We start from the raw sequence: 19,463 nt of genomic DNA on the forward strand, positions 1-19,463 counted from the left end.
AAGCTGCTGGATTCCGGTATGGCCGGCGACAACGTCGGCGTGTTGCTGCGCGGCGTCGCTCGCGACGACGTGGAGCGCGGTCAGGTGCTGAGCAAGCCCGGCAGCATCAAGCCCCACACCAAGTTTGAAGCCAGCACCTACGTGCTGTCCAAGGACGAGGGTGGACGCCACAGCGCGTTCTTCGGCGGCTACCGCCCCCAGTTCTACTTCCGCACGACGGACGTGACCGGTGTGGTGGAACTGCCCGAAGGCGTGGAAATGGTCATGCCCGGCGACAACATCACCTTCATCGTGGAACTGATCAAGCCGATCGCCATGGAAGAAGGACTGCGCTTTGCCATCCGTGAAGGGGGCCGCACCGTCGGTGCAGGCGTCGTCACCAAGGTTCTGGAGTAATAGCAATGGTTGCCCCGAAGATTCGCATCAAACTGCGTGGTTTCGACCACAAGGCGCTGGACCAGTCCGCGAGCAAGATCGTGGACACCGTCCGGCGCACCGGGGCGGACGTGAGCGGCCCAGTGCCGCTTCCTACCCGCATCCGCCGCTTCTGTGTGCTGCGCTCGCCCTTTGTGAACAAGGACAGCCGCGAACACTTTGAAATCCGCACCCACAACCGTCTGGTGGACATCATGAATCCCACCAAGAAGACCATCGACTCCTTGATGACCCTGGACCTGCCTACCGGCGTGGACATTGAAATCAAGACGGTGGGAGGCCGCGCGTGAAGGGCCTGCTGGGAACCAAAATCGGCATGACCCAGATCTGGAAGGGCGACAAGGCCGTTCCGGTGACCGTGGTGCTGGCTGGCCCCTGCCCCGTCGTGCAGCGCAAGACCGCGCAGAGCGATGGCTACGAGGCCGTGCAGATCGGCTTTGCCCCCAAAGCGGAGCGCAAGGTCAACCGTCCGGCGATGGGTCACTTCAAGAAGGCTGGGGTGTCTCCCGTGCGCTTCCTGCGTGAATTCCGCAATTTCAACCCTGAAGGCGACACCGTGGGTGTGGACATCTTCGCCGAGGGCGAGAAGATCGACGCCACCGGCACCAGCAAGGGCAAGGGTTTTCAGGGCGTCATCAAGCGCTGGCACTTTGCCGGCGGCCCTGGCAGCCACGGCACCAAGAAATGGCACCGTCGTCCCGGCTCCATCGGTCAGCGCAAGACGCCAGGCCGCGTGTACAAGGGCAAGAAGATGGCCGGACACATGGGCACGGACCGCGTAACCGTCCAGAACCTGGAAGTGGTGGAAGTTCGTGCCAGCGAGAACATCATCCTGGTCAAGGGTGCGATTCCCGGAGCAAATGGTGGCCTCGTGATCCTGCGCGGAGCCGTGAAGATGCGCACCGCCAAGGGAGGCAAGTAAACATGGCGCAGATTAACGTCATCGGACAGAACGGTGGTCGTCAGATCAGCCTGGACCTGCCCGAAGCCAACAAGCATGTCCTGCACGAAGTGGTCACGTGGCAGCTCGCCAGCCGTCGCCGTGGCACGGCCAGCACCAAGACCCGCGCGCAGGTGAGTGCTACCGGCAAGAAGATGTACGGCCAGAAAGGCACCGGTAACGCCCGTCACGGCAATCGCACTGTTCCCACCTTCGTGGGCGGCGGCGTGGCCTTTGGCCCCAAGCCCCGCAACTACGGCTACACCCTGCCCCGCAAGGTGCGTCAGCTCGGCCTGGCGATGGCCCTCTCAGACCGTCAGCAGGAAAATATGCTGACCGCCGTGGACGGCTTTGGCCTGGACGGCAAGACCAAGGGCTTTATCGCCTGGGCCTTGGATAACGGCATGAACGGCAGCGAAAGCGTGCTGCTCGTGACCGACGACGCTGTGGCCCGCCAGGCCGCACGCAACGTCCCCTGGGTCACCGTCTTGGCCGTCGCTGGCCTCAACGCCTACGACATCCTTCGCCATGACCGTCTGGTGATCGACGCCGTGGCCCTGGAACCTGCTGAGGACGAGACCCAAGAGGAGGGTGCCGCATGAGCTACTACGACATCATCCACCAGCCGGTGGTCAGCGAGAAGGCTTACGCGGGCATGGAGCGCGGCGTCTACTCGTTCTGGGTCAGCCCCAAAGCCACCAAGACCGAGATCAAGAGCGCCATCCAGCGCGCCTTCGACGTGTCCGTGGTGGGCATCAGCACCATGAACGTGCGCGGCAAGCAAAAGCGCGTGGGCAAGTTCATTGGCACCCGCAACGACCGCAAGAAGGCGGTTGTCCGTCTCGCCGAGGGTCAGCGCATCGAGCAACTCGAAGGCCAGGCCTAAGGAGCGATTGAACATGGCCGTTAAAAAGTACCGTCCGTATACCCCGTCGCGCCGTCACATGACGACCGCAGACTTCAGCGGATTGACCAAGAAGCGCCCGGAAAAGGCACTTACCGAGGGCATCTCCAAGTCCGGTGGGCGCAACAACCGGGGCCGCATCACCAGCCGCTTCATCGGCGGCGGGCACAAGCGTCTGTACCGCATCATCGACTTCAAGCGCCGCGACAAGTCCGGTGTGGTCGCCAAGGTCGCCGCGATTGAGTACGATCCCAACCGCAGCGCCCGCATCGCCCTGCTGCATTACGCAGACGGCGAGAAGCGTTACATCCTGGCCCCCGAAGGTCTGAAGGTGGGCGCAACCGTCAACGCTGGTCCCGAAGCCGAACCCAAGCTGGGCCACGCCCTGCCGCTGCGCTTCGTGCCCGTCGGCGCGGTGGTGCATAGCGTGGAACTGGTTCCCGGCAAAGGTGCCCAGATGGCCCGCAGCGCCGGAACGAGCATCCAGGTCCAGGGCAAGGAAAGCGACTACGTGATCCTGCGCCTGCCCAGCGGCGAACTGCGCCGTGTCCACAGCGAGTGCTACGCCACCATCGGCACCGTGGGCAACGCCGAACACAAGAACATCAACCTGGGTAAAGCCGGACGCAGCCGCTGGCTGGGCCGCAAGCCGCACCAGCGAGGCAGCGCCATGAACCCGGTGGATCACCCACACGGCGGTGGTGAAGGACGGACCGGCGCAGGCCGCGTGCCTGTCTCTCCCTGGGGCCAGCCCAGCAAGGGCCTGAAGACCCGCCGCAAGCGCAAGGTCTCTGACCGCTTCATCATCACCCGCCGCGGCGGGAAGTAAGGAGGGCGAACTCTATGCCCCGTAGCCTCAAGAAAGGCCCGTTCGTGGACGATCACCTGCTGAAAAAGGTGGATGTCCAGAACGAGAAGAAAGACAAGCGTGTGATCAAGACGTGGTCGCGCCGCTCCACCGTGGTTCCCGAGATGATCGGCCACACCATCGCCGTGCATAACGGCAAGCAGCACATCCCGGTGTTCGTGAACGAGCAGATGATCGGTCACAAGCTCGGTGAGTTCTCGCCCACCCGCAGCTACCGGGGTCACGGCAGTGAAAAGAGCAGCAAGGGGAGCAAGAAGAAATGACCGCTGCTACCCCAAATGCTGTTCCCGAACAGACCTACCGCAACAAGAAAGAGCGCAAGCAGCTCGTCAAACTGCGCCGTCCCGGTTACGCCGTGGCCAAGTACGTCCGCATCAGCCCCCGCAAGGTGCGTCTGGTCGTCGACATCATCCGTGGCAAGAGCGTGCGTGACGCCGAGGACCTGCTGCGCTTCATCCCCCGCGCTGCCAGCGAACCCGTCGGCAAGGCGCTGAACAGCGCCAAGCACAACGCGCTGCACAATGACGAGATGCTCGAGGACCGTCTGGTGATCGTGGCGGCCTACGTGGACGCAGGACCGACCCTCAAACGGTTGATCCCCCGCGCACGCGGCAGCGCCAACATCATCAAGAAGCGCACCAGCCACATCACCATCATCGTGGGCGAGGCCGAAGCTGGCAACCGCGCGCTCGGAAACCGTGCTGGTGGAAACAAGGGGCGCAACTAATATGGGCAATAAAATCAACCCGAACGGCTTCCGCCTGGGCATTACCCGTGGCTGGAACAGCCGCTGGTACGCGGGCAAGAAGCAGTACGCCGGTCTTCTGCGTGAAGACGAGAAGATCCGCAAGCTGATCGATAAGAAGCTGTCTGCCGCTGGCATCGCCCGCGTGGAGATCGAGCGCGCTGGCCAGCAGGTCAACGTGATCATCTCCGCCGCCAAACCCGGCATCGTGATCGGCAAGGGTGGGGACAGCATCAAGGGCCTGCGCGGCGATATCGAGCGTCTGGTTTCTGCTGGTACGGTGGCGGTCAACGTCGCCGAGATCCCCAACCCGAACATCAGTGCGCCTCTGGTGGCTCTGCGGATTGCAGAGCAGATCGAGCGCCGCTTCGCCTTCCGCCGCGCCATGAAACAGGCCGCACAGCGCGTGATGGAATCCGGCGCACGTGGCGTCAAGATCGTGCTTTCGGGCCGTCTGGGCGGGGCCGAGCAGGCCCGTACCGAGAAGGTTCTGGAAGGCCGCGTGCCGCTGCACACCCTGCGCGCCGATATCGACTACGGCACCGCGCTGGCCCGCACCAGCTACGGCATCCTGGGCATCAAGGTGCTGGTCTTCAACGGCGAAGTGATCGGTGGCCGCACCGAGACCCTGGCCCGTCCCAAGGGCCGCGATGACCGCCCCCGCCGTGAAGACGGTGACCGTCCCAACCGCCGCCGTCCTGCCGCAGGACGCCGCCGCCCCGGAGGTGAATGATGCTTCTTCCCAAGCGCACCAAGTACCGCAAGCAGCACCGTGGCCGGATGACCGGCGACACCAAGGGCGGCGACTACGTGGCCTTTGGCGACTACGGCCTGATCGCCACGGAACCCGCGTGGATCCGCAGCAACCAGATCGAAGCGTGCCGCATCGTCATGAGCCGTCACTTCCGGCGTGGCGGTAAGATCTACATCCGCATTTTCCCCGACAAGCCCGTCACCAAGAAGCCTGCCGAAACCCGAATGGGTAAGGGTAAGGGCGCGGTGGAATTCTGGGTCAGCGTCGTCAAGCCGGGCCGCGTGATGTTCGAGGTCTCCGGCGTGACCGAGGCCCAGGCCAAGGAAGCCTTCCGTCTGGCCGGTCACAAGCTGCCCATCCAGACCAAGATGGTCAAGCGCGAGGTTTACGATGAAGCCCAGTGAGATGCGCGAACTGGGGGCCGACAAGTTCGCCTCCGAGATCGAGAACCGCAAGAAAGAACTGATGGAGCTGCGTTTTCAGGCCGCGATGGGCAACTTGGAAAAGCCCCACCGCGTCACGCAGCTTCGCCGAGAAGTGGCCCAGCTCAATACCATCCGGCATGAGCAGGCCCAGGCTGTCCACAGTGGGCAGGGAGAGCAGGCATGAAGAAGACCTTTACCGGCGTCGTCGTCAGTGACCGTGCCGACAAAACCGTCAGCGTGAAGGTGGAGCGCCGCTTCGCCCACCCGCTGTACGGCAAGGTCGTCACGCGCAGCAACAAGTACGCCGCGCACGACGAGACCAACGAATACAAGCTGGGTGACCGTGTCGAGATCGTTGCGGTCCGCCCCATCAGCAAGACCAAGACCTGGAAGGTCACGCGTCTGATCGAGCGCCCGCGTGGTACCGAAACGACTGCCGTGGAAACCGAGCTGGCCGGGGGTGAGGCATGATTCAGACCCAATCCCGTCTGGACGTGGCCGACAACAGCGGCGCGCGCGAGATCATGTGCATCCGTGTGCTGAACTCCGGCATCGGCGGCAAGGGCCTGACCTCGGGCGGCGGCGGTAACAAGAAGTTCGCGCACGTCGGTGACATCATCGTCGCCAGCGTCAAGGACTCTGCCCCGCGCGGCGCTGTCAAGTCCGGCGACGTGGTCAAGGCCGTGATCGTCCGCACCGCGCACGCCGTCAAGCGTGCCGACGGCAGCACCATCCGCTTCGATAAGAACGCCGCCGTCATCATCAACAACCAGGGCGAGCCTCGCGGCACCCGCGTTTTCGGGCCAGTGGCCCGCGAGCTGCGTGACCGCCGCTTCATGAAGATCGTTTCCCTGGCCCCGGAGGTGTTGTAATGCCCCGTCCCAGCGCCGGAAGCCACCACAACGACAAGCTGCACGTCAAGAAGGGCGATACTGTCATCGTCCGCAACGGCAAGAACAAGGGCCAGACTGGCAAGGTTCTGCTGGCGCTGCCGCGTGATCAGAAGGTCGTCGTGGAAGGCATCAACATGGTGACCAAGAACGTCAAGCCGAGTGCGGGCAACCCCAACGGCGGTCAGGAACAGCGCGAGCTGGCCCTGCACGCCAGCAAGGTGTCCATCGTGGACCCCGAAACCGGGAAGGCCACGCGCGTTCGCCGCGCCATCGTGGACGGCAAGAAAGTCCGCGTGGCCGCCTCCAGCGGCAAGAACATCGACTGATTTCCAGGGTCACGCCGCCGCGCGTGACCTGGGCGACCCGTCCGCCCGAAAGGTAGAAACATGCAACAGCTCAAAGACAAGTACAACGAGACCGTCAAGCCCGCGATGATGCAGCAGTTCGGCTACTCCTCCGTGATGGCCGTGCCCCGCATCGAGAAGATCGTGATCAACGAGGGTCTGGGCAGTGCCAAGGAAGACAGCAAGGCCATCGACAAGGCCGCAAAAGAGCTGAGCCTGATCACGCTGCAAAAGCCCATCATCACCAAGGCCAAGAAGAGCATCTCCAACTTCAAACTGCGTCAGGGCATGCCCGTGGGCATCAAGGTCACGCTGCGCGGCGAGCGCATGTACGTGTTCCTGGAAAAGCTGGTCAACATCGGCCTGCCCCGCATCCGCGATTTCCGTGGGATCAACCCCAACGCTTTTGATGGCCGTGGCAACTACAACCTGGGCATCAAAGAGCAGTTGATCTTCCCCGAGATCACCTACGACATGGTCGACAAAGTGCGCGGCATGGACATCACCATCGTGACCTCCGCGAAGACCGACGAAGAAGCCCGCGCCCTGCTGCAAGGCATGGGCCTGCCCTTCCGCAAGTAAGGCGGGGGCAAAGGACGTTATGGCTAATACCTCTAAAGTTGTCAAGGCCGCGCGTGGCCACAAGTTCAAGGTGCAGGACTACAGCCGCTGCTCGCGCTGTGGCCGTGCCCGCAGCTACTACCGCTTCTTCGGCATGTGCCGCATCTGCATCCGCGAGATGGCGCACAAGGGTGAACTGCCCGGCGTGCGTAAAGCAAGCTGGTAAGCACACTTATCAAAATGAATCAAAAGAGACTCCCCTGTTGGGGGGTTTTTTTAGCATTGGCTTGAGATTGTCAATCTGGCTTAAGCCTCTGAAGCCACTGACGAATTCACCATCAGGGAGAATTGCCTCTCACCTCCCGACCTGATATACTCCTTCCTTGCTGCACCTGTGGCAGTGATCGTGCTGTACCTCCTGGATACGAACAGCTCAATTTGAGCAGTGATCGTCCAGTGGTGGATTTCCAACCCAACAGAAGGAATCGGCGGATTTTACCGCCAGACGTTCCAACGGGGAGACCCGCAGTCCATATTGTTTTGATGTGGACCGCACCTGCCGGGGCAGTGGCCAGCGCCGCGCCTCTGGAGGAGACACATGCTGAGTGATCCTATCGCTGACATGCTCACGCGCATTCGCAACGCGACGCGCACATTCAAGGAGACCGTGGACATCCCGGCCTCCAAATTCAAGGAAGAACTGGCCAAGCTGCTGGTCAAGGAAGGCTACGTGGCCTCCTACGAGCGTCTGGTTCCAGAAGGCCAGAAGTTCGACGTGCTGCGCGTGACCCTCAAGTACGGTCAGAAGCGCGAGCAGGTCATCAAGCACATCGAGCGCATCTCCCGTCCAGGCCGCCGTGCCTACGTGAGCGCCGACAACCTGCCCCGCATTCAGCGTGGCCTGGGTGTGGCCGTGGTGTCCACTTCCCGTGGTCTGATGCCGGACCGCGAAGCCCGCAAGCAGGGCGTGGGCGGCGAAGTCGTCTGCGTTCTCTGGTAACGCCAGCTCCCTAACCCTGAGCTGCCCGCACAACTGTTCCAAGCAATTGGTCCAAACAACTGGTAAGGGGCCGCCCCGAACCGCAACCACCTGACCTCAGACTGAGATGACTGCAAGTCCGTTCAGCCCTGACTTAAGGCAAGGAGGACATTCATGTCCCGAATTGGTAAATCTCCCATCCCCATGCCCAGCGGCGTGACCTACAGCGCCGATGGCGGCGTGTTCAAGGTCAAGGGACCCAAAGGCGAACTCAGCGTTCCCTTCAACACCGAGCTGACCATCAAGCAGGACGGCGACTCCCTGCTGGTCGAGCGTCCCAGCGATGCCCAGCGTCACCGCGCGCTGCACGGCCTGACCCGCAGCCTGGTCTTCAACGCCGTCAAGGGCGTCAGCGACGGCTTCGTCATCAACCTGGAGCTGCGCGGCGTCGGTTACCGCGCCAAACTGGCCGGGAAGGCGCTGGAGCTGACCATCGGCTACAGCCACCCCGTCGTGATCCAGCCGCCCGAAGGCGTGAGCTTCACCGTGCCGGAACCCACCAAGATCGACGTGAGCGGCATCGACAAGCAGCTCGTCGGCCAGGTGGCTGCCAACGTCCGCAAGGTCCGCAAGCCCGACGCCTACCACGGCAAGGGTGTGCGCTTCCTTGGTGAAAAGATTGCCCTGAAGGCCGGTAAAGCCGGTGCGACGGGCGGGAAAGGGAAGAAATAATGGCTGCTCAGAATACTGTCCGCCGCAAGCTGCGTGCGCGCCGCAAGGTTCGCGTTGCCGCCGGAGTACGTCCACGCCTGAGCGTGTTCCGCTCCAGCAAGCACATCTACGCCCAGATCATCGACGACACAAACGGCACCACGCTGGCCGCCGCGAGCAGCGCCAAGCTGATGGGCGGCACCAAGTCCGAGAACGCCGCTGCCGTGGGCAAGGCCCTGGCCGAAGCTGCCGCCGAGAAGGGTGTCAAGCAGGTGGTGTTTGACCGTGGTCAGTACCGTTTCCACGGACGCGTGAAGGCGCTCGCAGACGCGGCGCGGGAGGGTGGCCTTGACTTTTAATCGTAGAAATGACCGCAACGCGGACCGCGAGAGCAGCGAATTTGAAGAAAAGATGCTTTTCGTCAACCGCACCTCCAAGACCTACCAGGGCGGACGCCGCTTCCGCTTTGCCGCGCTCGTGATCCTGGGTGACCGCAATGGTCGCGTGGGCATGGGCATCGGCAAGGCCAAGGAAGTGCCCGTGGCCATCGAGAAGGCCAAGAGCATCGCCAAGAAGAACATGATCATGGTCCCCGTGGAAAACGGCACCATTCCGCATGACATCGTGGGCGTCAACAGCACGTCTCAGGTGCTGCTTAAGCCTGCCGGACCCGGTACGGGCGTGATCGCCGGAACCGTGCCGCGCTCGATTGCCGAACTCGCGGGTATCACCAACCTGCTGTCCAAGGAAATCGGCAGCCGCAACAAGATCAACGTGGCCTACGCCGTGTTCGATGGTCTGCGTAACCTGCGCACCGCCAAGCAGGTGCGGGCGCTGCGCGGAACCGATGTTCTGCGTTCCAGCCAGCCTGCCCAAACCAGTGCTGCCCAGACCGCTGCTGCCCAGTCGGCCACCACCCAGGGTGGAGCGGCCATCGCCGGAGGTGCTCAAGAATGACCGCCAAACCCATCAAAATCACACTCAAGCGCAGCGTGATCGGGCGTCGCCAGAGTCAGGTGGACACCGTCAAGGCCCTGGGTCTGCGGCGCATCGGTGACAGCCGTGAGGTCAATGACAATCCTGCCCTGCGCGGCATGATCAGAACCGTTCAGCACCTGCTGGAGGTAGAAGAATGAAGCTCCATGATCTGAAGCCCGCCGAGGGCAGCCGCAAGGACCGCAAGCGCGTCGGGCGTGGCCCCGGCGGCACCGACAAGACCGCCGGACGCGGTCACAAGGGCCAGAAGTCGCGCAGCGGTGCGGGCAAGGGACCGTTCTTTGAAGGTGGTCGCAGCACGCTGATCAGCCGCCTTCCCAAGCGCGGTTTCAACAACGTCGGCATCACCCACGAGATCGTCAAGCTCTCGCAGCTCAACGAGATCGAGGGCACCGATACCTTTGACCGTACCGTGCTGGAACTGGTCGGTCTGGTGCGTCGCAAAAACCGTCCGGTCAAGCTGCTGGCCAGCGGTGAGCTGACCCGCGCCGTGACCGTGCATGTGGACGCTGCCAGTCAGGCTGCCATCAAGGCCGTGGAAGCAGCGGGCGGCAGCGTCGTGCTGCCCACGCCCAAGCCTGCGGCTCCCAACAAGGAAGACCGCGCCGTCGCCCGCGCCGCCAAGCTGGCCCAGGCAGCGGCAGCGCCACAAGCCCCCGCGCAACAAGCACAGCAGGCCGAATAACATGCTGCGTGCCTTCCGCGACGCGTTCCGTATCCCGGATCTCCAGCGGAAGATTGTCTTCACCCTGCTGCTGCTGGCGGTGTACCGCCTGGGAAGCACCATTCCTACCCCAGGCGTCAACACCGCCGCGCTGAGCCAGGCCACTTCGGGTGGCCTGTTCGGCTTGATCAGCATGATCTCGGGAGGCAATCTCTCGCAGTTCTCGATCTTTGCGCTGGGGGTGCTGCCGTACATCACGGCCAGTATCGTGATCCAGCTCATGACCACCACCATCCCGGCCCTGGAAAAGCTTTCCAAGGAAGGCGAGGAAGGGCGCAAGAAGATCAACCAGTTCACCCGCTATTCGGCGGTGGGACTAGGTGCCGTACAGGCGCTGTTCTTCTCGCTGTTCGTGACCAGCAACGCGTCGTATGTCGCCGTGGGCTGGACGCCGGGTCTGTTCACCGTGCTGGTGATGGTGCTGACCCAGGTGGCGGGGATCGCCTTTACCATGTGGATCGGCGAGCGCATCACCGAGGTCGGCATCGGCAACGGCATCTCGCTGATCATCACGGTGGGGATCATCTCGGCCTACCCACGTGAAATTGCGGCGACGGCGCAACTGTTCCGCACCGATCAGGTCCAACTGCTGTCGTTGCTGGCATTCATTGCCATCATTCTGGTGACGATTGCGGGCATCGTGTACGTGTATCAGGGCGAGCGGCGCGTGCCGGTCACCTACGCGCGTGCGCGGGGCGGCGCGCCCACGGCGGCGGCTGGTTCGGCCTCTGCTGCAAAACAGCAGGGCGCGGGGCAGGCCACCTGGCTGCCCATCAAGGTCAACCAGGCCGGCGTGATTCCGGTGATCTTCGCCAGTGCCATGTTGATCATTCCCAACCTGATCGCCAGCGCCACGGCCACCCGCGCGCCGGAAGTCAGTGCGTGGCTGAACTCCAATCTGGTGTTCGGGCAGCCGCTGTACATCCTGCTGGAAGCCACCCTGATCTTTGGCTTCACGTACCTCTATAACAGCGTGCAGTTCGATCCCAAGCGGATTGCCGAGCAATTGCGTGAGGCCGGGGGCTTTATTCCCGGTGTCCGGCCCGGCACGCCCACCACCGAGTATCTGGGCAGCATCAGCAGCCGCCTGAGCCTGTGGGGCGCGATCTTCCTGGTAGTGTTAACGGTCGTTCCGCAGATCGTTCAGCGCGTGACCGGGATCACCACCTTCCAGTTCTCGGGAACGGGCCTACTGATCATCGTGGGCGTGGCGCTGGAAACGCTGAAACAGTTGGAAGCTCAATTGACGGTGCGCCGTTACGACGGATTCATCAGCAAGGGCCGCATTCGCGGACGCCTGAACAATTGAAGTCCTGACACGGAGAAGTGGCCGCCTGCCTGTTCGGGGGCGGTTCTTCGTTTTCTTATGATCCGGGTTTTCCTGTCACCTGTGCGGGAACGCGGGTGGGCTGGGCAGGGACGCGGCAACCTGTAGAACAGCCGCTAAACTGATGCTCAACTTACGGAGGAACTGAAGTGACTCAACCGAAAAACAAAGTCGTTATTTTTCTGGGGCCACCCGGTGCCGGGAAAGGCACACAGGCCGAGCGTCTGGCCGCCGAGCAGCATCTGGTCAAGATCAGCACCGGCGATATCCTGCGCGATCATGTGGTGCGTGGCACCGAACTGGGCCAGCAGATCAAGCCCATGCTGGACGCGGGCAAACTGGTCCCCGACGATATTCTGATCGCGCTGATCAGGGACCGTCTGGCCGATATGGAAGGCGTCCGCGTGATCTTCGACGGTTTCCCGCGCACCCGCGCACAGGCCGAGGAGCTGGACGTGCTGCTGGAGGAACTGGGCGCACCCGTCGACCATGTGCCGCTGCTGGAAGTCCCCGACGAACTGCTGATCGAGCGGATCGTGGCGCGGGGACGGCAGGCGGCGGCGGACGGCGGAACGGGCCGCAGTGACGACACCGAGGAAGTGGCCCGTCACCGTCAGGACGTGTTCCGTGAGCAGACCCAACCGCTGATCGACTACTACAGCGCACGCGGCCATCTGGAACATGTGGACGGCGTGGGCAGCATGGAAGAGGTCTACGCGCGGATTCTGAAGAGCATGAAGTAGACGCAGCAGCAAAAGAAGGGCCGGGGCGAGAATGCTTCCGGCCCTTTCCTGTTGTGCAGGAGGTGGAGAGACAGGCCGCCCACGCCTCTGCGCTAGGCTTGCCACAGCAACGTGAAGCTGTTACTATTACGTCAATAACAGAATAAGGAGTTTGAGATTTGTCGCAGGCATTGACCCCCGAAACCATTCTTTCCCTGGCCGCCGATGCGGGCAGCGCGGCCAATGCCCGCAAGCTCGCCACACCCGGCAAGTGGCCCACCCTCAACGACGCGGACGGTGTGCTGTGGGGCGAGTGCCAGGGCAGCGGCAAGACCCCGTATCTGACGGCGGTTGATCTGAGCGGTCCGGTGGCAAAATGCTCGTGCCCCAGCCGCAAGTTTCCCTGCAAGCATGGGCTGGCGCTGCTGCTGCTGCACGCCTCGCACGGCTCTGATTTTGGTTCTCAGCCCGCGCCCGAGAGCATTCAGGCGTGGCTGGCCGGGCGGCAGAACCGGGAGGTGCAGAAGGCAGAAGGCGGACAGCAGAAGGCCGAGAAGGAGGCCGATCCCGCAGCCCAGGCCAAACGCCGCGCCGCCCGCGAGAAGAAGGTGACGGCGGGGCTGGAGGGCTTGCACCTGTTCCTCAAGGACCTGGTGCGTGATGGGCTGGCCACAGCGTCTTCCCGCCCGTATAGCGACTGGGACACGCAGGCCGCGCGGTTGATGGACGCGCAGGCGGCGGGCGCGGCGCGGCGGGTGGCGCGCATTCCTGAGCTGCTGGGTGATCCCGCCGCCCTGCTGGCGCATCTGGGCGAACTGGCGCTGCTGGCCGAGGGCTGGATGCACCGTGCGGGACTGAGCGAGAACGAACTGGCGGACCTGCGTTCTGCGCTGGGGTTTCCGCTGGACGCCGCAGGCTTGCTGGAAACGGAGGGCATTCGGGCGCGCTGGAACGTGCTGGGGCAGGCGCTGATTCAGGAAGAGACGCTGACCGTGCGCCGCCAGTGGCTCCAGAACAGCGATCAGACCGCCCTACTGCTGGATTTTGCCCCGGCGGGCCGTCCGCTGCCGCCCGCTCTGCCGCTGGGTCAGAGCGTGGAGGCCGGGCTGGTCTTTGCCCCCTCGGCTTTTGCACAGCGGGCCGTGCTGAAGGGAGAAGCAGGCGCGAGTGGGCCACTGACCGCCTTGCCAGCGCCTCTGACACTCACGGCAATGCTTTCCGCCCACGCCGACGCGCTGGCCTGCAATCCCTGGCTGGAGCGGGCAGCGTATCTGCTGGGGCCGGTGCGGGTGCTGCCGGGGGAGCCGTGGTCTGTGGTGGACGAAACAGGTGACCGACTGCCGCTGACTGGAGCTGAGCGCCCGCTGCTGAAACTTCTGGCCGAAAGCGGGGGCGAGGCAGTCTCGATCTTTGGTGAATGGGACGGCGCGGCCTTCGCGGCCCTGAACTTCTGGACGGGTCAGGCAGGGGGCCACAGATGAGCGATCTGAATATGCTGCTGGCGACGGCGCTGGTGGGAACGTCCCGAGCCTCGTTGCCCGTTCATGCCGGCACGCCACTGGCCGATGCCCTGAACCGCGTCAAAGGTGATGGCGCGGAATCCACGCTGCTGGCCCGCGCCGCCCTGGCGGGACTGGCTGCCCGCGCGGGGCAACGGCCTCTGCCGCTGGCCCCGCCCCCTGATCCTGCCCCCGCCGAACTTCTGCCCGAGGCCCCCGCCCGCGTGGCCCGGCACCTGATCGCCGTACTCAACACGCCCATGCTGACCGAATGGCTTGGCCTGTGCGGCGCGGCGGGCTGGCGCGTCCCACACGCCTCTGTGCCCGATCTGCTGGACTGGGGGGCGCATGTGAACGAGGATTTGCGCGCTACCCTGCGCCCGGTGCTGGGTGAACGCAGTCGCTGGCTGGCCGGGTTTTCTAGCGACTGGCGCTGGCTGCGTGGCCTGAGAAGTGGCGAGGCAACGCTGGACGAGATGGAGTGGGACGCGGCCACCGAGGCGGGCCGCGAACACCTGTTCCGCGCCCTGCGCGCCGCCGACTCTGCTGCGGGCCGTGCTTTCCTGACCGTCCACTTCAAGGCCGAGAAGGCGGGCGTTCGCAAACGGCTGCTGGACGTGCTGGCGCAGAACTGGCAGGCAGAGGACGCCGAACTCGAACCCCTGCTGGAAGAAACGCTGTCTGACCGCAGCGAGGACGTGCGCGCTCAGGCCCGCCGCCTGTTGCAACTGTGGCCGGACAGCGCCTACAACCTCCGAATGACAGGCCGCGTTGGGTCCATGCTGGGGCAGGAAAAAGTAGGATTGCTGGGCAAGCTGACGGGTCAGCGCAAATACACCCTCAGCCTGCCGGATACTCCCGACGCGGATCTGAAACGTGACGGTCTGGAGCCTGTGAAGCACCCTGCCGAACGCCTGCGCCACCTGCTCAGCGCCGCGCATCCGGTGACGCTGATGACCGCCCTTGACCTGACCCCTGCTGGGCTGGTGAATCTGGCGGCGCAATTTGAAGGGGTGGACGAACTGGTGCGGACTGTTTTCGCCTCGGCAGCCCCGCCGGTTCAGCCCGCATTCCCGGAACTGGCTGAACTGTTGCTGCCCCGTCTGAAGGGCAGTTTCAAGCACTGGCGGGCGGACCTGCTGGCCCTGGTTCCGGCACAGCGCCGCGAGGCCGAACTGCACGCGGCGTTGCGGGGCCACGACTCGCAGCTTGTGCTGGCCCTGCTGCGCGTCCTGCCGAGGCCCTGGCCCGCTGATCTCAGTGCAGAGGTGGTCAGGCAGTTGGGGCGGGCCATCTGCAAAGCCGAGTCCCAGTACGCGGCCTACGACAAGAACTCGGACTGGGATCCTGCGTGGATTCAGGTGCTGGAACTGGCCCAGACCCACGCTGCGCCGGACGCCCCGCGCCCCCCACCGCTGCCCACCGACGCCCCCGATTACGCCCGGCAGACCCTGGACACGCTTCACGCCAGCCTGGACCTGCGCGCCCAGATGCACGCCGATTTTGCGGCAGAGAGGAAGGCATGAGTATTCGACAATCCGTGGACTGGGCCTCTCCCGACGGCCAATTGCTGGTCGCCAGCGTCTATCGCCAGATGCAGCGCCGGGTGCTTCGGTGGCCGCTGATCGCTCTGGCCCTGCTGACCGTGATCGGCATGGTCTGGGCGGTGTATTACCGCAACATCTTTTTCCTGCTGGCCGCCGCCGTGCTGGGCCTGCTGGTGTGGTGGAACGCCCGCCGCAGCATGGCCCAGGTGCTGACCACCGCCCGCAACAGCGGCGTGACCGAATTCCGCCTGGACCAGGAGGACGGCGCGCTGCACATCGTCAACGCCCAGGGCAGCTTTCGCCTTCCGCTGAGCAAGATGGGTGGCGTGACCCGCTATCAGGGAGCGCTGAGCGTGCAGTACGGCGGCAACGCCACCATGATGATTCCCGACGGTCCGGTCCGCACGGCGCTGGAACGCTGAGCCGTGTTCTTTCCAGGAGAATTGCCGTGATCCTGAATCATCTTCCCGATCTGCAAGCCCTGAAGCGCGAGGCCCGCCATAAGTCCACATCGGCCCAGCGGTTGCTGGAACTGGCCGCGTTGGATCCGCAACTCTCGCGGGCAGTGGCGGAGAACAAGACTGCGCCTCTGCCCGTGCTGGAGGGGCTGGCAAGAAGCAGCGACATGCCCACCCGCCGGGCGGTGGCGGCGAATGCGGGGGCCACTGCCGCCTTGCTGAATCATCTGAGTAAAGACCGTCAGTGGACGGTGTTAAAGGCCGTGGCGGTGCATCCCCACACCGATGCGCCCACGCTGGAACGATTGTCTGTGCATTCGCGCGATACGGTGAAAATCGCGCTGCTGGGCCGTTCCAACCTCCCGCCGCAGGTGCTGGAAACATTGAGCCGCGATCAGGATGCCGGGGTACGCCGGGAAGTCGCGTGGTCCAGCGCTCTACCTGCCCCGCTGATTCGGGCGCTGTATGCGGACGGAGATGCTGGCGTGCGGGCCAACATCGTTCAGCACGACACCCTGTCGGCGGCACAAAAACGGCAGGCGCTGGCGGACCCTGAAGCGGTGGTGCGGGCGTCTGCCTTACGCGCCCTGGCCGGGTTGCTTCCGGCGGCAGGCAGTCTGACGGAGGCTGAGTTGTGGGACGCCGCCCGTGACCCCGACGAAACGGTGCGTCTGCGCGTGGCTGATCTGCTTGCCGATGACTACGCCAGATTTCATAAATTCCTACCGGCCAGCACTGTGGGGGCCATTGCCGACACGCTGCTGCGCGACCCAGCGGACGAGGTGAGGACCGTCGCGGCCAGGCGGGCAGTCCCGGCCCTGCTGCCCGAATTGCGGCCCCTGCTGGAACGGGAGCTGGTGCAAGGATGCTACGTGCTGGGCATGGTTTTCGTGGAGCGTTGCGCTGACCCCGACATCACACGCGCCCTGCTGGAGCGTGCGGATTCGTGGTTGTTGAACCGTATGGCCGAGAGCGCCATTGACCCGGCGGTGTATCCGGTTCTGCTGGAAGACCCGGACCACCGCGACTACCTGCCTGGAAACCCCCATATCCCCGACGCCTTCTGGATAGCCGTGGGCGAGCGGATTCTGGCCGATCCAGATGGCCTGTTGCCCCTGCTGCCGCTGATGAAACGCGCCCTCTCCTCCAGCGAGAGCGGCCCGCGCCCTGACCTCTTTCGCTGGTTCGCCGCCCATCTGGACACGCTGCTGACCTTCGTTCCCCACTTTGAGCAGGAACAGCGGGTCTGGCGCAGCTTTGACCGATATGAACTGCGTTACATCGTCAGTCAGTACCTTCAGGAAGAGGCCGTGGCTGACGTGGCCCTGGGCGCGCTGGACCGTTTCAACATTCACTTTCCCACAGCTCAAGGAGAAACCCCATGACTGCATCCGCCCCCGAAGTCCTGCGCCAGCACGCCGAGCAAGCCTACGCCCACGAACTCTCCGCCCTGGCGGCCCACGATGGGAAGCCAAAGCCCCCGCAGTGGAACCTCAGCCCGCACGCCGTGCTGACCTATCTGATGGGCGGCCAACTGAAGGACGGCACCGAGATCACCGCCAAGTACGTCGGGGACCGCCGCCTGATGGAAATTGCGGTTGCCACGCTTGCCACAGACCGCGCCCTGCTGCTGATCGGCGTGCCCGGCACGGCCAAGAGCTGGGTCAGCGAACATCTGGCCGCCGCCATTTCGGGCGACAGCACGCTGCTGGTGCAGGGCACGGCAGGCACAGGCGAGGAGGCCATCCGCTATGGCTGGAATTACGCCCGATTGATCGCCGAGGGGCCAAGCGAGGCGGCGCTGGTGGAAAGCCCGATCATGCGCGCCATGCGAACGGGGAAGCTGGCCCGCATGGAAGAACTGACCCGCGTGCAGAGCGACGTGCAGGACGCCCTGATCACGGTGCTGTCCGAGAAGACCCTGCCCGTGCCAGAGCTGAACACTGAGGTCCAGGCCACGCGCGGCTTCAACCTGATCGCCACCGCCAACAACCGGGACCGGGGAGTCAATGACCTGTCCAGCGCGCTGAAACGCCGCTTCAACACAGTGGTTCTGCCCGTTCCCGACAGCCTGGAAGACGAGGTGAAAATCGTCGTGCAACGCGTGGCACAACTGGCGAGCAGCCTTCAGATTCCCGCCGCCCCCCCGGCGCTGGAGGAAGTTCGGCGCATCGTGACCATCTTCCGCGAGCTTCGGGGCGGCGTGACCGAGGACGGCAAGACCAAGCTGAAGGCCCCCAGCGGCACGCTGTCCACCGCCGAGGCCATCAGCGTGGTCAACCACGGCCTGAGTCTGGCCGCCCACTTCGGCAACGGCGAACTGAGCGCCGCCGACGTTGCCGCGAGTCTGGTGGGCGCAGTGGTCAAGGACCCGGTGCAGGACGGCGTGGTGTGGCGCGAATACCTAGAAACCGTGGCGAAGAAGCGGGAGGACTGGCGGGATTTGTACAAGGCTTGTCGGGCGGTGAGTTGAGCGTGGAATTAGATACGTTTATGAATCTTCTGCTCAAACCAGAATCAGAGATTTTAGATTTCAAGAAAGAATTTCATGACAATAACGTAAAATTGGTTCACGATATTTTGTGCCTGCTGAATTCATATTCAGAGGAAAATAGATTTTTGACATTTGGCGTCTCCGACTCTAAGGGTTTATACGGAGTTGCTGGCGATGCCAACAGAAAAAATAATGCGAATATTCAAGATTTATTGAGGGCGTCTCGGGTAAATAGATTCCCTGATGTTATCATGCATAATATAATTCATGATGGTAAGGAATTTGACATCCTTGAAATAAAAAATCGTCCAGATAAACCATTTTTCCTATTGCACGATAAAGCTGAGAAGGGAAAAACTCTACGCGCTGGTGTTGTATACACTCGTCTGGGTGATACGAATACTCCGCTCGGGGAGTCTGCCCCGGAAGATAGAATAGAGCTTATGTGGCGTGAGAGGTTTGGGATAGGTATGCCTCCATTGGATCGGGTCTTACGGCTGCTGGAAGATACTGAGCAGTGGGAGCGTCCCAGCGAGAACGAGCTGCATCATCGTGTATTTCCTGAATTCCTTACTGACCTTACGCGGCAGAGTTTTGAAAATTCTCGGATTGCTGCCTCAGCCTTTGTAATTCCTCGTATGAAGTTTTAAGAGCGGCGATATACATCTTTGTTCGCATCGCAAAGTGATTTTCCTTGCGGATGATTTTCAATTTTTCCAGCTTGATATGTCCGTAGAATGAACAGAGAATGTGTTTGATCTGACATGCAGGTGTACTGGCAGGCGACTTCCCAAGAGAGGCATTTTGCTTGAGTGATTTGTGAAATTCGTATCTGATTAGCGCTCCTGACCCGGTGGCCTGAACCGGGCAGGATTCGCTAGAATCGGGGCATGGCCGGGACGCTGACAGAGGGTGATGTGCTGGAGATCATCCGTCAGCAGACCGAGAGATTCGAGCAGTTGGAAGCCGAGAATCACGCGCTACGTGCCGAAAACACTCGTCTGAAAAAGCAAATTGAGGAACTGGAGCGCAAAAGGCACAGCAAATATGCTGCGCCGTTCAGCCGCGAGACGCGCAAGGCTGATCCCCAGCCCCCTGGACGCCGCGCAGGAACGGGAACGTTCACCTACAAGACCC

General features: G+C 63.1%; 29 protein-coding genes and 2 pseudogenes. All 31 read left to right on the forward strand.

Annotated features, from left to right (window positions below):
* On the forward strand, positions 1-396 hold a 396-nt coding region (locus Q319_RS0117190), incomplete at its 5' end, for an EF-Tu C-terminal domain-related protein (protein WP_029483690.1).
* A gap of 5 nt (positions 397-401) precedes the next feature.
* Complete coding sequence (gene rpsJ, locus Q319_RS0117195) at positions 402-725, forward strand: 30S ribosomal protein S10 (protein WP_014685998.1); 324 nt, start codon at positions 402-404, stop codon at positions 723-725.
* Positions 722-1,357 (forward strand): 50S ribosomal protein L3, encoded by a 636-nt coding sequence (rplC, locus tag Q319_RS0117200; RefSeq protein WP_029483691.1) that lies wholly within the window; start codon positions 722-724, stop codon positions 1,355-1,357. Before rpsJ ends, rplC begins: the two co-directional genes overlap by 4 nt.
* Positions 1,358-1,359: 2 nt before the next feature.
* Positions 1,360-1,977, forward strand: a complete 618-nt coding sequence (gene rplD, locus Q319_RS0117205) for a 50S ribosomal protein L4 (protein ID WP_029483692.1) — start codon at positions 1,360-1,362, stop codon at positions 1,975-1,977.
* On the forward strand, positions 1,974-2,261 hold the full coding sequence (locus Q319_RS0117210; protein ID WP_029483693.1) for a 50S ribosomal protein L23: 288 nt from the start codon (positions 1,974-1,976) through the stop codon (positions 2,259-2,261). The genes rplD and Q319_RS0117210 overlap by 4 nt, the downstream gene beginning before the upstream one ends.
* 13 nt (positions 2,262-2,274) lie before the next feature.
* A complete protein-coding gene (gene rplB, locus Q319_RS0117215) occupies positions 2,275-3,108 on the forward strand; it encodes a 50S ribosomal protein L2 (protein ID WP_029483694.1) in 834 nt (277 codons plus the stop codon).
* A gap of 14 nt (positions 3,109-3,122) precedes the next feature.
* Positions 3,123-3,410 (forward strand): 30S ribosomal protein S19, encoded by a 288-nt coding sequence (gene rpsS / locus Q319_RS0117220; RefSeq protein ID WP_029483695.1) that lies wholly within the window; start codon positions 3,123-3,125, stop codon positions 3,408-3,410.
* Positions 3,407-3,874, forward strand: coding sequence for a 50S ribosomal protein L22 (rplV, locus tag Q319_RS0117225; RefSeq protein WP_029483696.1), 468 nt, complete (start codon positions 3,407-3,409; stop codon positions 3,872-3,874). The genes rpsS and rplV overlap by 4 nt, the downstream gene beginning before the upstream one ends.
* Position 3,875: 1 nt before the next feature.
* Positions 3,876-4,625, forward strand: a complete 750-nt coding sequence (gene rpsC / locus Q319_RS0117230; RefSeq protein ID WP_029483697.1) for a 30S ribosomal protein S3 — start codon at positions 3,876-3,878, stop codon at positions 4,623-4,625.
* On the forward strand, positions 4,625-5,050 hold the full coding sequence (gene rplP, locus Q319_RS0117235) for a 50S ribosomal protein L16 (RefSeq protein ID WP_029483698.1): 426 nt from the start codon (positions 4,625-4,627) through the stop codon (positions 5,048-5,050). The genes rpsC and rplP overlap by 1 nt, the downstream gene beginning before the upstream one ends.
* Positions 5,037-5,255: a 50S ribosomal protein L29 gene (gene rpmC / locus Q319_RS0117240; protein ID WP_029483699.1), complete on the forward strand. Its 219-nt coding sequence runs from the start codon at positions 5,037-5,039 to the stop codon at positions 5,253-5,255. The genes rplP and rpmC overlap by 14 nt, the downstream gene beginning before the upstream one ends.
* The gene (gene rpsQ, locus Q319_RS0117245; protein ID WP_029483700.1) at positions 5,252-5,542 is read left to right on the forward strand and encodes a 30S ribosomal protein S17; all 291 of its coding nucleotides are present in this window, start codon (positions 5,252-5,254) and stop codon (positions 5,540-5,542) included. The genes rpmC and rpsQ overlap by 4 nt, the downstream gene beginning before the upstream one ends.
* Positions 5,539-5,943 carry a 50S ribosomal protein L14 gene (gene rplN, locus Q319_RS0117250; protein ID WP_029483701.1) on the forward strand — a complete coding sequence of 135 codons (405 nt, stop codon included), beginning with the start codon at positions 5,539-5,541 and terminating at the stop codon, positions 5,941-5,943. The genes rpsQ and rplN overlap by 4 nt, the downstream gene beginning before the upstream one ends.
* A complete protein-coding gene (gene rplX / locus Q319_RS0117255) occupies positions 5,943-6,290 on the forward strand; it encodes a 50S ribosomal protein L24 (protein WP_029483702.1) in 348 nt (115 codons plus the stop codon). Before rplN ends, rplX begins: the two co-directional genes overlap by 1 nt.
* A 60-nt stretch (positions 6,291-6,350) precedes the next feature.
* Positions 6,351-6,890: a 50S ribosomal protein L5 gene (rplE, locus tag Q319_RS0117260; RefSeq protein ID WP_029483703.1), complete on the forward strand. Its 540-nt coding sequence runs from the start codon at positions 6,351-6,353 to the stop codon at positions 6,888-6,890.
* A gap of 19 nt (positions 6,891-6,909) precedes the next feature.
* Positions 6,910-7,095, forward strand: coding sequence for a type Z 30S ribosomal protein S14 (locus Q319_RS0117265; RefSeq protein ID WP_029483704.1), 186 nt, complete (start codon positions 6,910-6,912; stop codon positions 7,093-7,095).
* Between the two features lie 372 nt (positions 7,096-7,467).
* Entirely contained in the window at positions 7,468-7,869 is a 402-nt protein-coding gene (rpsH, locus tag Q319_RS0117270) for a 30S ribosomal protein S8 (RefSeq protein WP_029483705.1), read from the forward strand.
* Positions 7,870-8,022: 153 nt separating this feature from the next.
* Positions 8,023-8,580 carry a 50S ribosomal protein L6 gene (rplF, locus tag Q319_RS0117275; RefSeq protein ID WP_029483706.1) on the forward strand — a complete coding sequence of 186 codons (558 nt, stop codon included), beginning with the start codon at positions 8,023-8,025 and terminating at the stop codon, positions 8,578-8,580.
* Entirely contained in the window at positions 8,580-8,918 is a 339-nt protein-coding gene (rplR, locus tag Q319_RS0117280; RefSeq protein WP_029483707.1) for a 50S ribosomal protein L18, read from the forward strand. Before rplF ends, rplR begins: the two co-directional genes overlap by 1 nt.
* On the forward strand, positions 8,908-9,516 hold the full coding sequence (gene rpsE, locus Q319_RS0117285; protein WP_034415622.1) for a 30S ribosomal protein S5: 609 nt from the start codon (positions 8,908-8,910) through the stop codon (positions 9,514-9,516). Before rplR ends, rpsE begins: the two co-directional genes overlap by 11 nt.
* Before the next feature lie 11 nt (positions 9,517-9,527).
* Positions 9,528-9,695, forward strand: a complete 168-nt coding sequence (gene rpmD / locus Q319_RS0117290; protein WP_029483709.1) for a 50S ribosomal protein L30 — start codon at positions 9,528-9,530, stop codon at positions 9,693-9,695.
* A pseudogene (gene rplO, locus Q319_RS24745) lies at positions 9,692-10,123 on the forward strand (50S ribosomal protein L15); the annotation flags it as partial. The gene rpmD and the pseudogene rplO, both read left to right, overlap by 4 nt.
* A gap of 118 nt (positions 10,124-10,241) precedes the next feature.
* Positions 10,242-11,588, forward strand: a complete 1,347-nt coding sequence (gene secY / locus Q319_RS0117300) for a preprotein translocase subunit SecY (protein WP_029483711.1) — start codon at positions 10,242-10,244, stop codon at positions 11,586-11,588.
* A 167-nt stretch (positions 11,589-11,755) separates the two neighbouring features.
* Positions 11,756-12,349, forward strand: a complete 594-nt coding sequence (locus Q319_RS0117305; RefSeq protein ID WP_029483712.1) for an adenylate kinase — start codon at positions 11,756-11,758, stop codon at positions 12,347-12,349.
* A 158-nt stretch (positions 12,350-12,507) separates the two neighbouring features.
* Entirely contained in the window at positions 12,508-13,809 is a 1,302-nt protein-coding gene (locus Q319_RS0117310; protein WP_029483713.1) for an SWIM zinc finger family protein, read from the forward strand.
* On the forward strand, positions 13,806-15,353 hold the full coding sequence (locus Q319_RS0117315; protein WP_029483714.1) for a DUF5691 domain-containing protein: 1,548 nt from the start codon (positions 13,806-13,808) through the stop codon (positions 15,351-15,353). The genes Q319_RS0117310 and Q319_RS0117315 overlap by 4 nt, the downstream gene beginning before the upstream one ends.
* Positions 15,350-15,796 carry a hypothetical protein gene (locus tag Q319_RS0117320; protein ID WP_156039420.1) on the forward strand — a complete coding sequence of 149 codons (447 nt, stop codon included), beginning with the start codon at positions 15,350-15,352 and terminating at the stop codon, positions 15,794-15,796. The genes Q319_RS0117315 and Q319_RS0117320 overlap by 4 nt, the downstream gene beginning before the upstream one ends.
* Before the next feature lie 26 nt (positions 15,797-15,822).
* The gene (locus tag Q319_RS0117325; RefSeq protein WP_029483716.1) at positions 15,823-17,217 is read left to right on the forward strand and encodes a hypothetical protein; all 1,395 of its coding nucleotides are present in this window, start codon (positions 15,823-15,825) and stop codon (positions 17,215-17,217) included.
* Complete coding sequence (locus tag Q319_RS0117330) at positions 17,214-18,305, forward strand: ATP-binding protein (protein WP_029483717.1); 1,092 nt, start codon at positions 17,214-17,216, stop codon at positions 18,303-18,305. The genes Q319_RS0117325 and Q319_RS0117330 overlap by 4 nt, the downstream gene beginning before the upstream one ends.
* A 2-nt stretch (positions 18,306-18,307) precedes the next feature.
* Positions 18,308-18,976, forward strand: coding sequence for an ATP-binding protein (locus Q319_RS26400; RefSeq protein WP_156039421.1), 669 nt, complete (start codon positions 18,308-18,310; stop codon positions 18,974-18,976).
* Positions 18,977-19,216: 240 nt separating this feature from the next.
* Positions 19,217-19,463, forward strand: a pseudogene (locus Q319_RS0117335) (IS66 family transposase); the annotation flags it as partial.

The sequence above is a fragment of the Deinococcus marmoris DSM 12784 genome (assembly GCF_000701405.1).
Lineage (GTDB): Bacteria > Deinococcota > Deinococci > Deinococcales > Deinococcaceae > Deinococcus > Deinococcus marmoris.

What these genes read in the sequence shown, in the direction of transcription:
- rpsS (WP_029483695.1), top strand. Translation starts at nt 3,123, where the DNA reads ATGCCCCGTAGCCTCAAGAAAGGCCCGTTCGTGGACGATCACCTGCTG.
- Q319_RS0117315 (WP_029483714.1), top strand. Translation starts at nt 13,806, where the DNA reads ATGAGCGATCTGAATATGCTGCTGGCGACGGCGCTGGTGGGAACGTCC.
- Q319_RS0117210 (WP_029483693.1), top strand. Translation starts at nt 1,974, where the DNA reads ATGAGCTACTACGACATCATCCACCAGCCGGTGGTCAGCGAGAAGGCT.
- rplE (WP_029483703.1), top strand. Translation starts at nt 6,351, where the DNA reads ATGCAACAGCTCAAAGACAAGTACAACGAGACCGTCAAGCCCGCGATG.
- rpmC (WP_029483699.1), top strand. Translation starts at nt 5,037, where the DNA reads ATGAAGCCCAGTGAGATGCGCGAACTGGGGGCCGACAAGTTCGCCTCC.
- rplV (WP_029483696.1), top strand. Translation starts at nt 3,407, where the DNA reads ATGACCGCTGCTACCCCAAATGCTGTTCCCGAACAGACCTACCGCAAC.
- Q319_RS0117265 (WP_029483704.1), top strand. Translation starts at nt 6,910, where the DNA reads ATGGCTAATACCTCTAAAGTTGTCAAGGCCGCGCGTGGCCACAAGTTC.
- rplD (WP_029483692.1), top strand. Translation starts at nt 1,360, where the DNA reads ATGGCGCAGATTAACGTCATCGGACAGAACGGTGGTCGTCAGATCAGC.
- rplP (WP_029483698.1), top strand. Translation starts at nt 4,625, where the DNA reads ATGCTTCTTCCCAAGCGCACCAAGTACCGCAAGCAGCACCGTGGCCGG.
- rpsQ (WP_029483700.1), top strand. Translation starts at nt 5,252, where the DNA reads ATGAAGAAGACCTTTACCGGCGTCGTCGTCAGTGACCGTGCCGACAAA.
- rplR (WP_029483707.1), top strand. Translation starts at nt 8,580, where the DNA reads ATGGCTGCTCAGAATACTGTCCGCCGCAAGCTGCGTGCGCGCCGCAAG.
- rpsC (WP_029483697.1), top strand. Translation starts at nt 3,876, where the DNA reads ATGGGCAATAAAATCAACCCGAACGGCTTCCGCCTGGGCATTACCCGT.
- rpsH (WP_029483705.1), top strand. Translation starts at nt 7,468, where the DNA reads ATGCTGAGTGATCCTATCGCTGACATGCTCACGCGCATTCGCAACGCG.
- rplX (WP_029483702.1), top strand. Translation starts at nt 5,943, where the DNA reads ATGCCCCGTCCCAGCGCCGGAAGCCACCACAACGACAAGCTGCACGTC.
- secY (WP_029483711.1), top strand. Translation starts at nt 10,242, where the DNA reads ATGCTGCGTGCCTTCCGCGACGCGTTCCGTATCCCGGATCTCCAGCGG.
- rplN (WP_029483701.1), top strand. Translation starts at nt 5,539, where the DNA reads ATGATTCAGACCCAATCCCGTCTGGACGTGGCCGACAACAGCGGCGCG.
- rplF (WP_029483706.1), top strand. Translation starts at nt 8,023, where the DNA reads ATGTCCCGAATTGGTAAATCTCCCATCCCCATGCCCAGCGGCGTGACC.
- rplB (WP_029483694.1), top strand. Translation starts at nt 2,275, where the DNA reads ATGGCCGTTAAAAAGTACCGTCCGTATACCCCGTCGCGCCGTCACATG.
- Q319_RS0117330 (WP_029483717.1), top strand. Translation starts at nt 17,214, where the DNA reads ATGACTGCATCCGCCCCCGAAGTCCTGCGCCAGCACGCCGAGCAAGCC.
- rpsJ (WP_014685998.1), top strand. Translation starts at nt 402, where the DNA reads ATGGTTGCCCCGAAGATTCGCATCAAACTGCGTGGTTTCGACCACAAG.
- Q319_RS0117320 (WP_156039420.1), top strand. Translation starts at nt 15,350, where the DNA reads ATGAGTATTCGACAATCCGTGGACTGGGCCTCTCCCGACGGCCAATTG.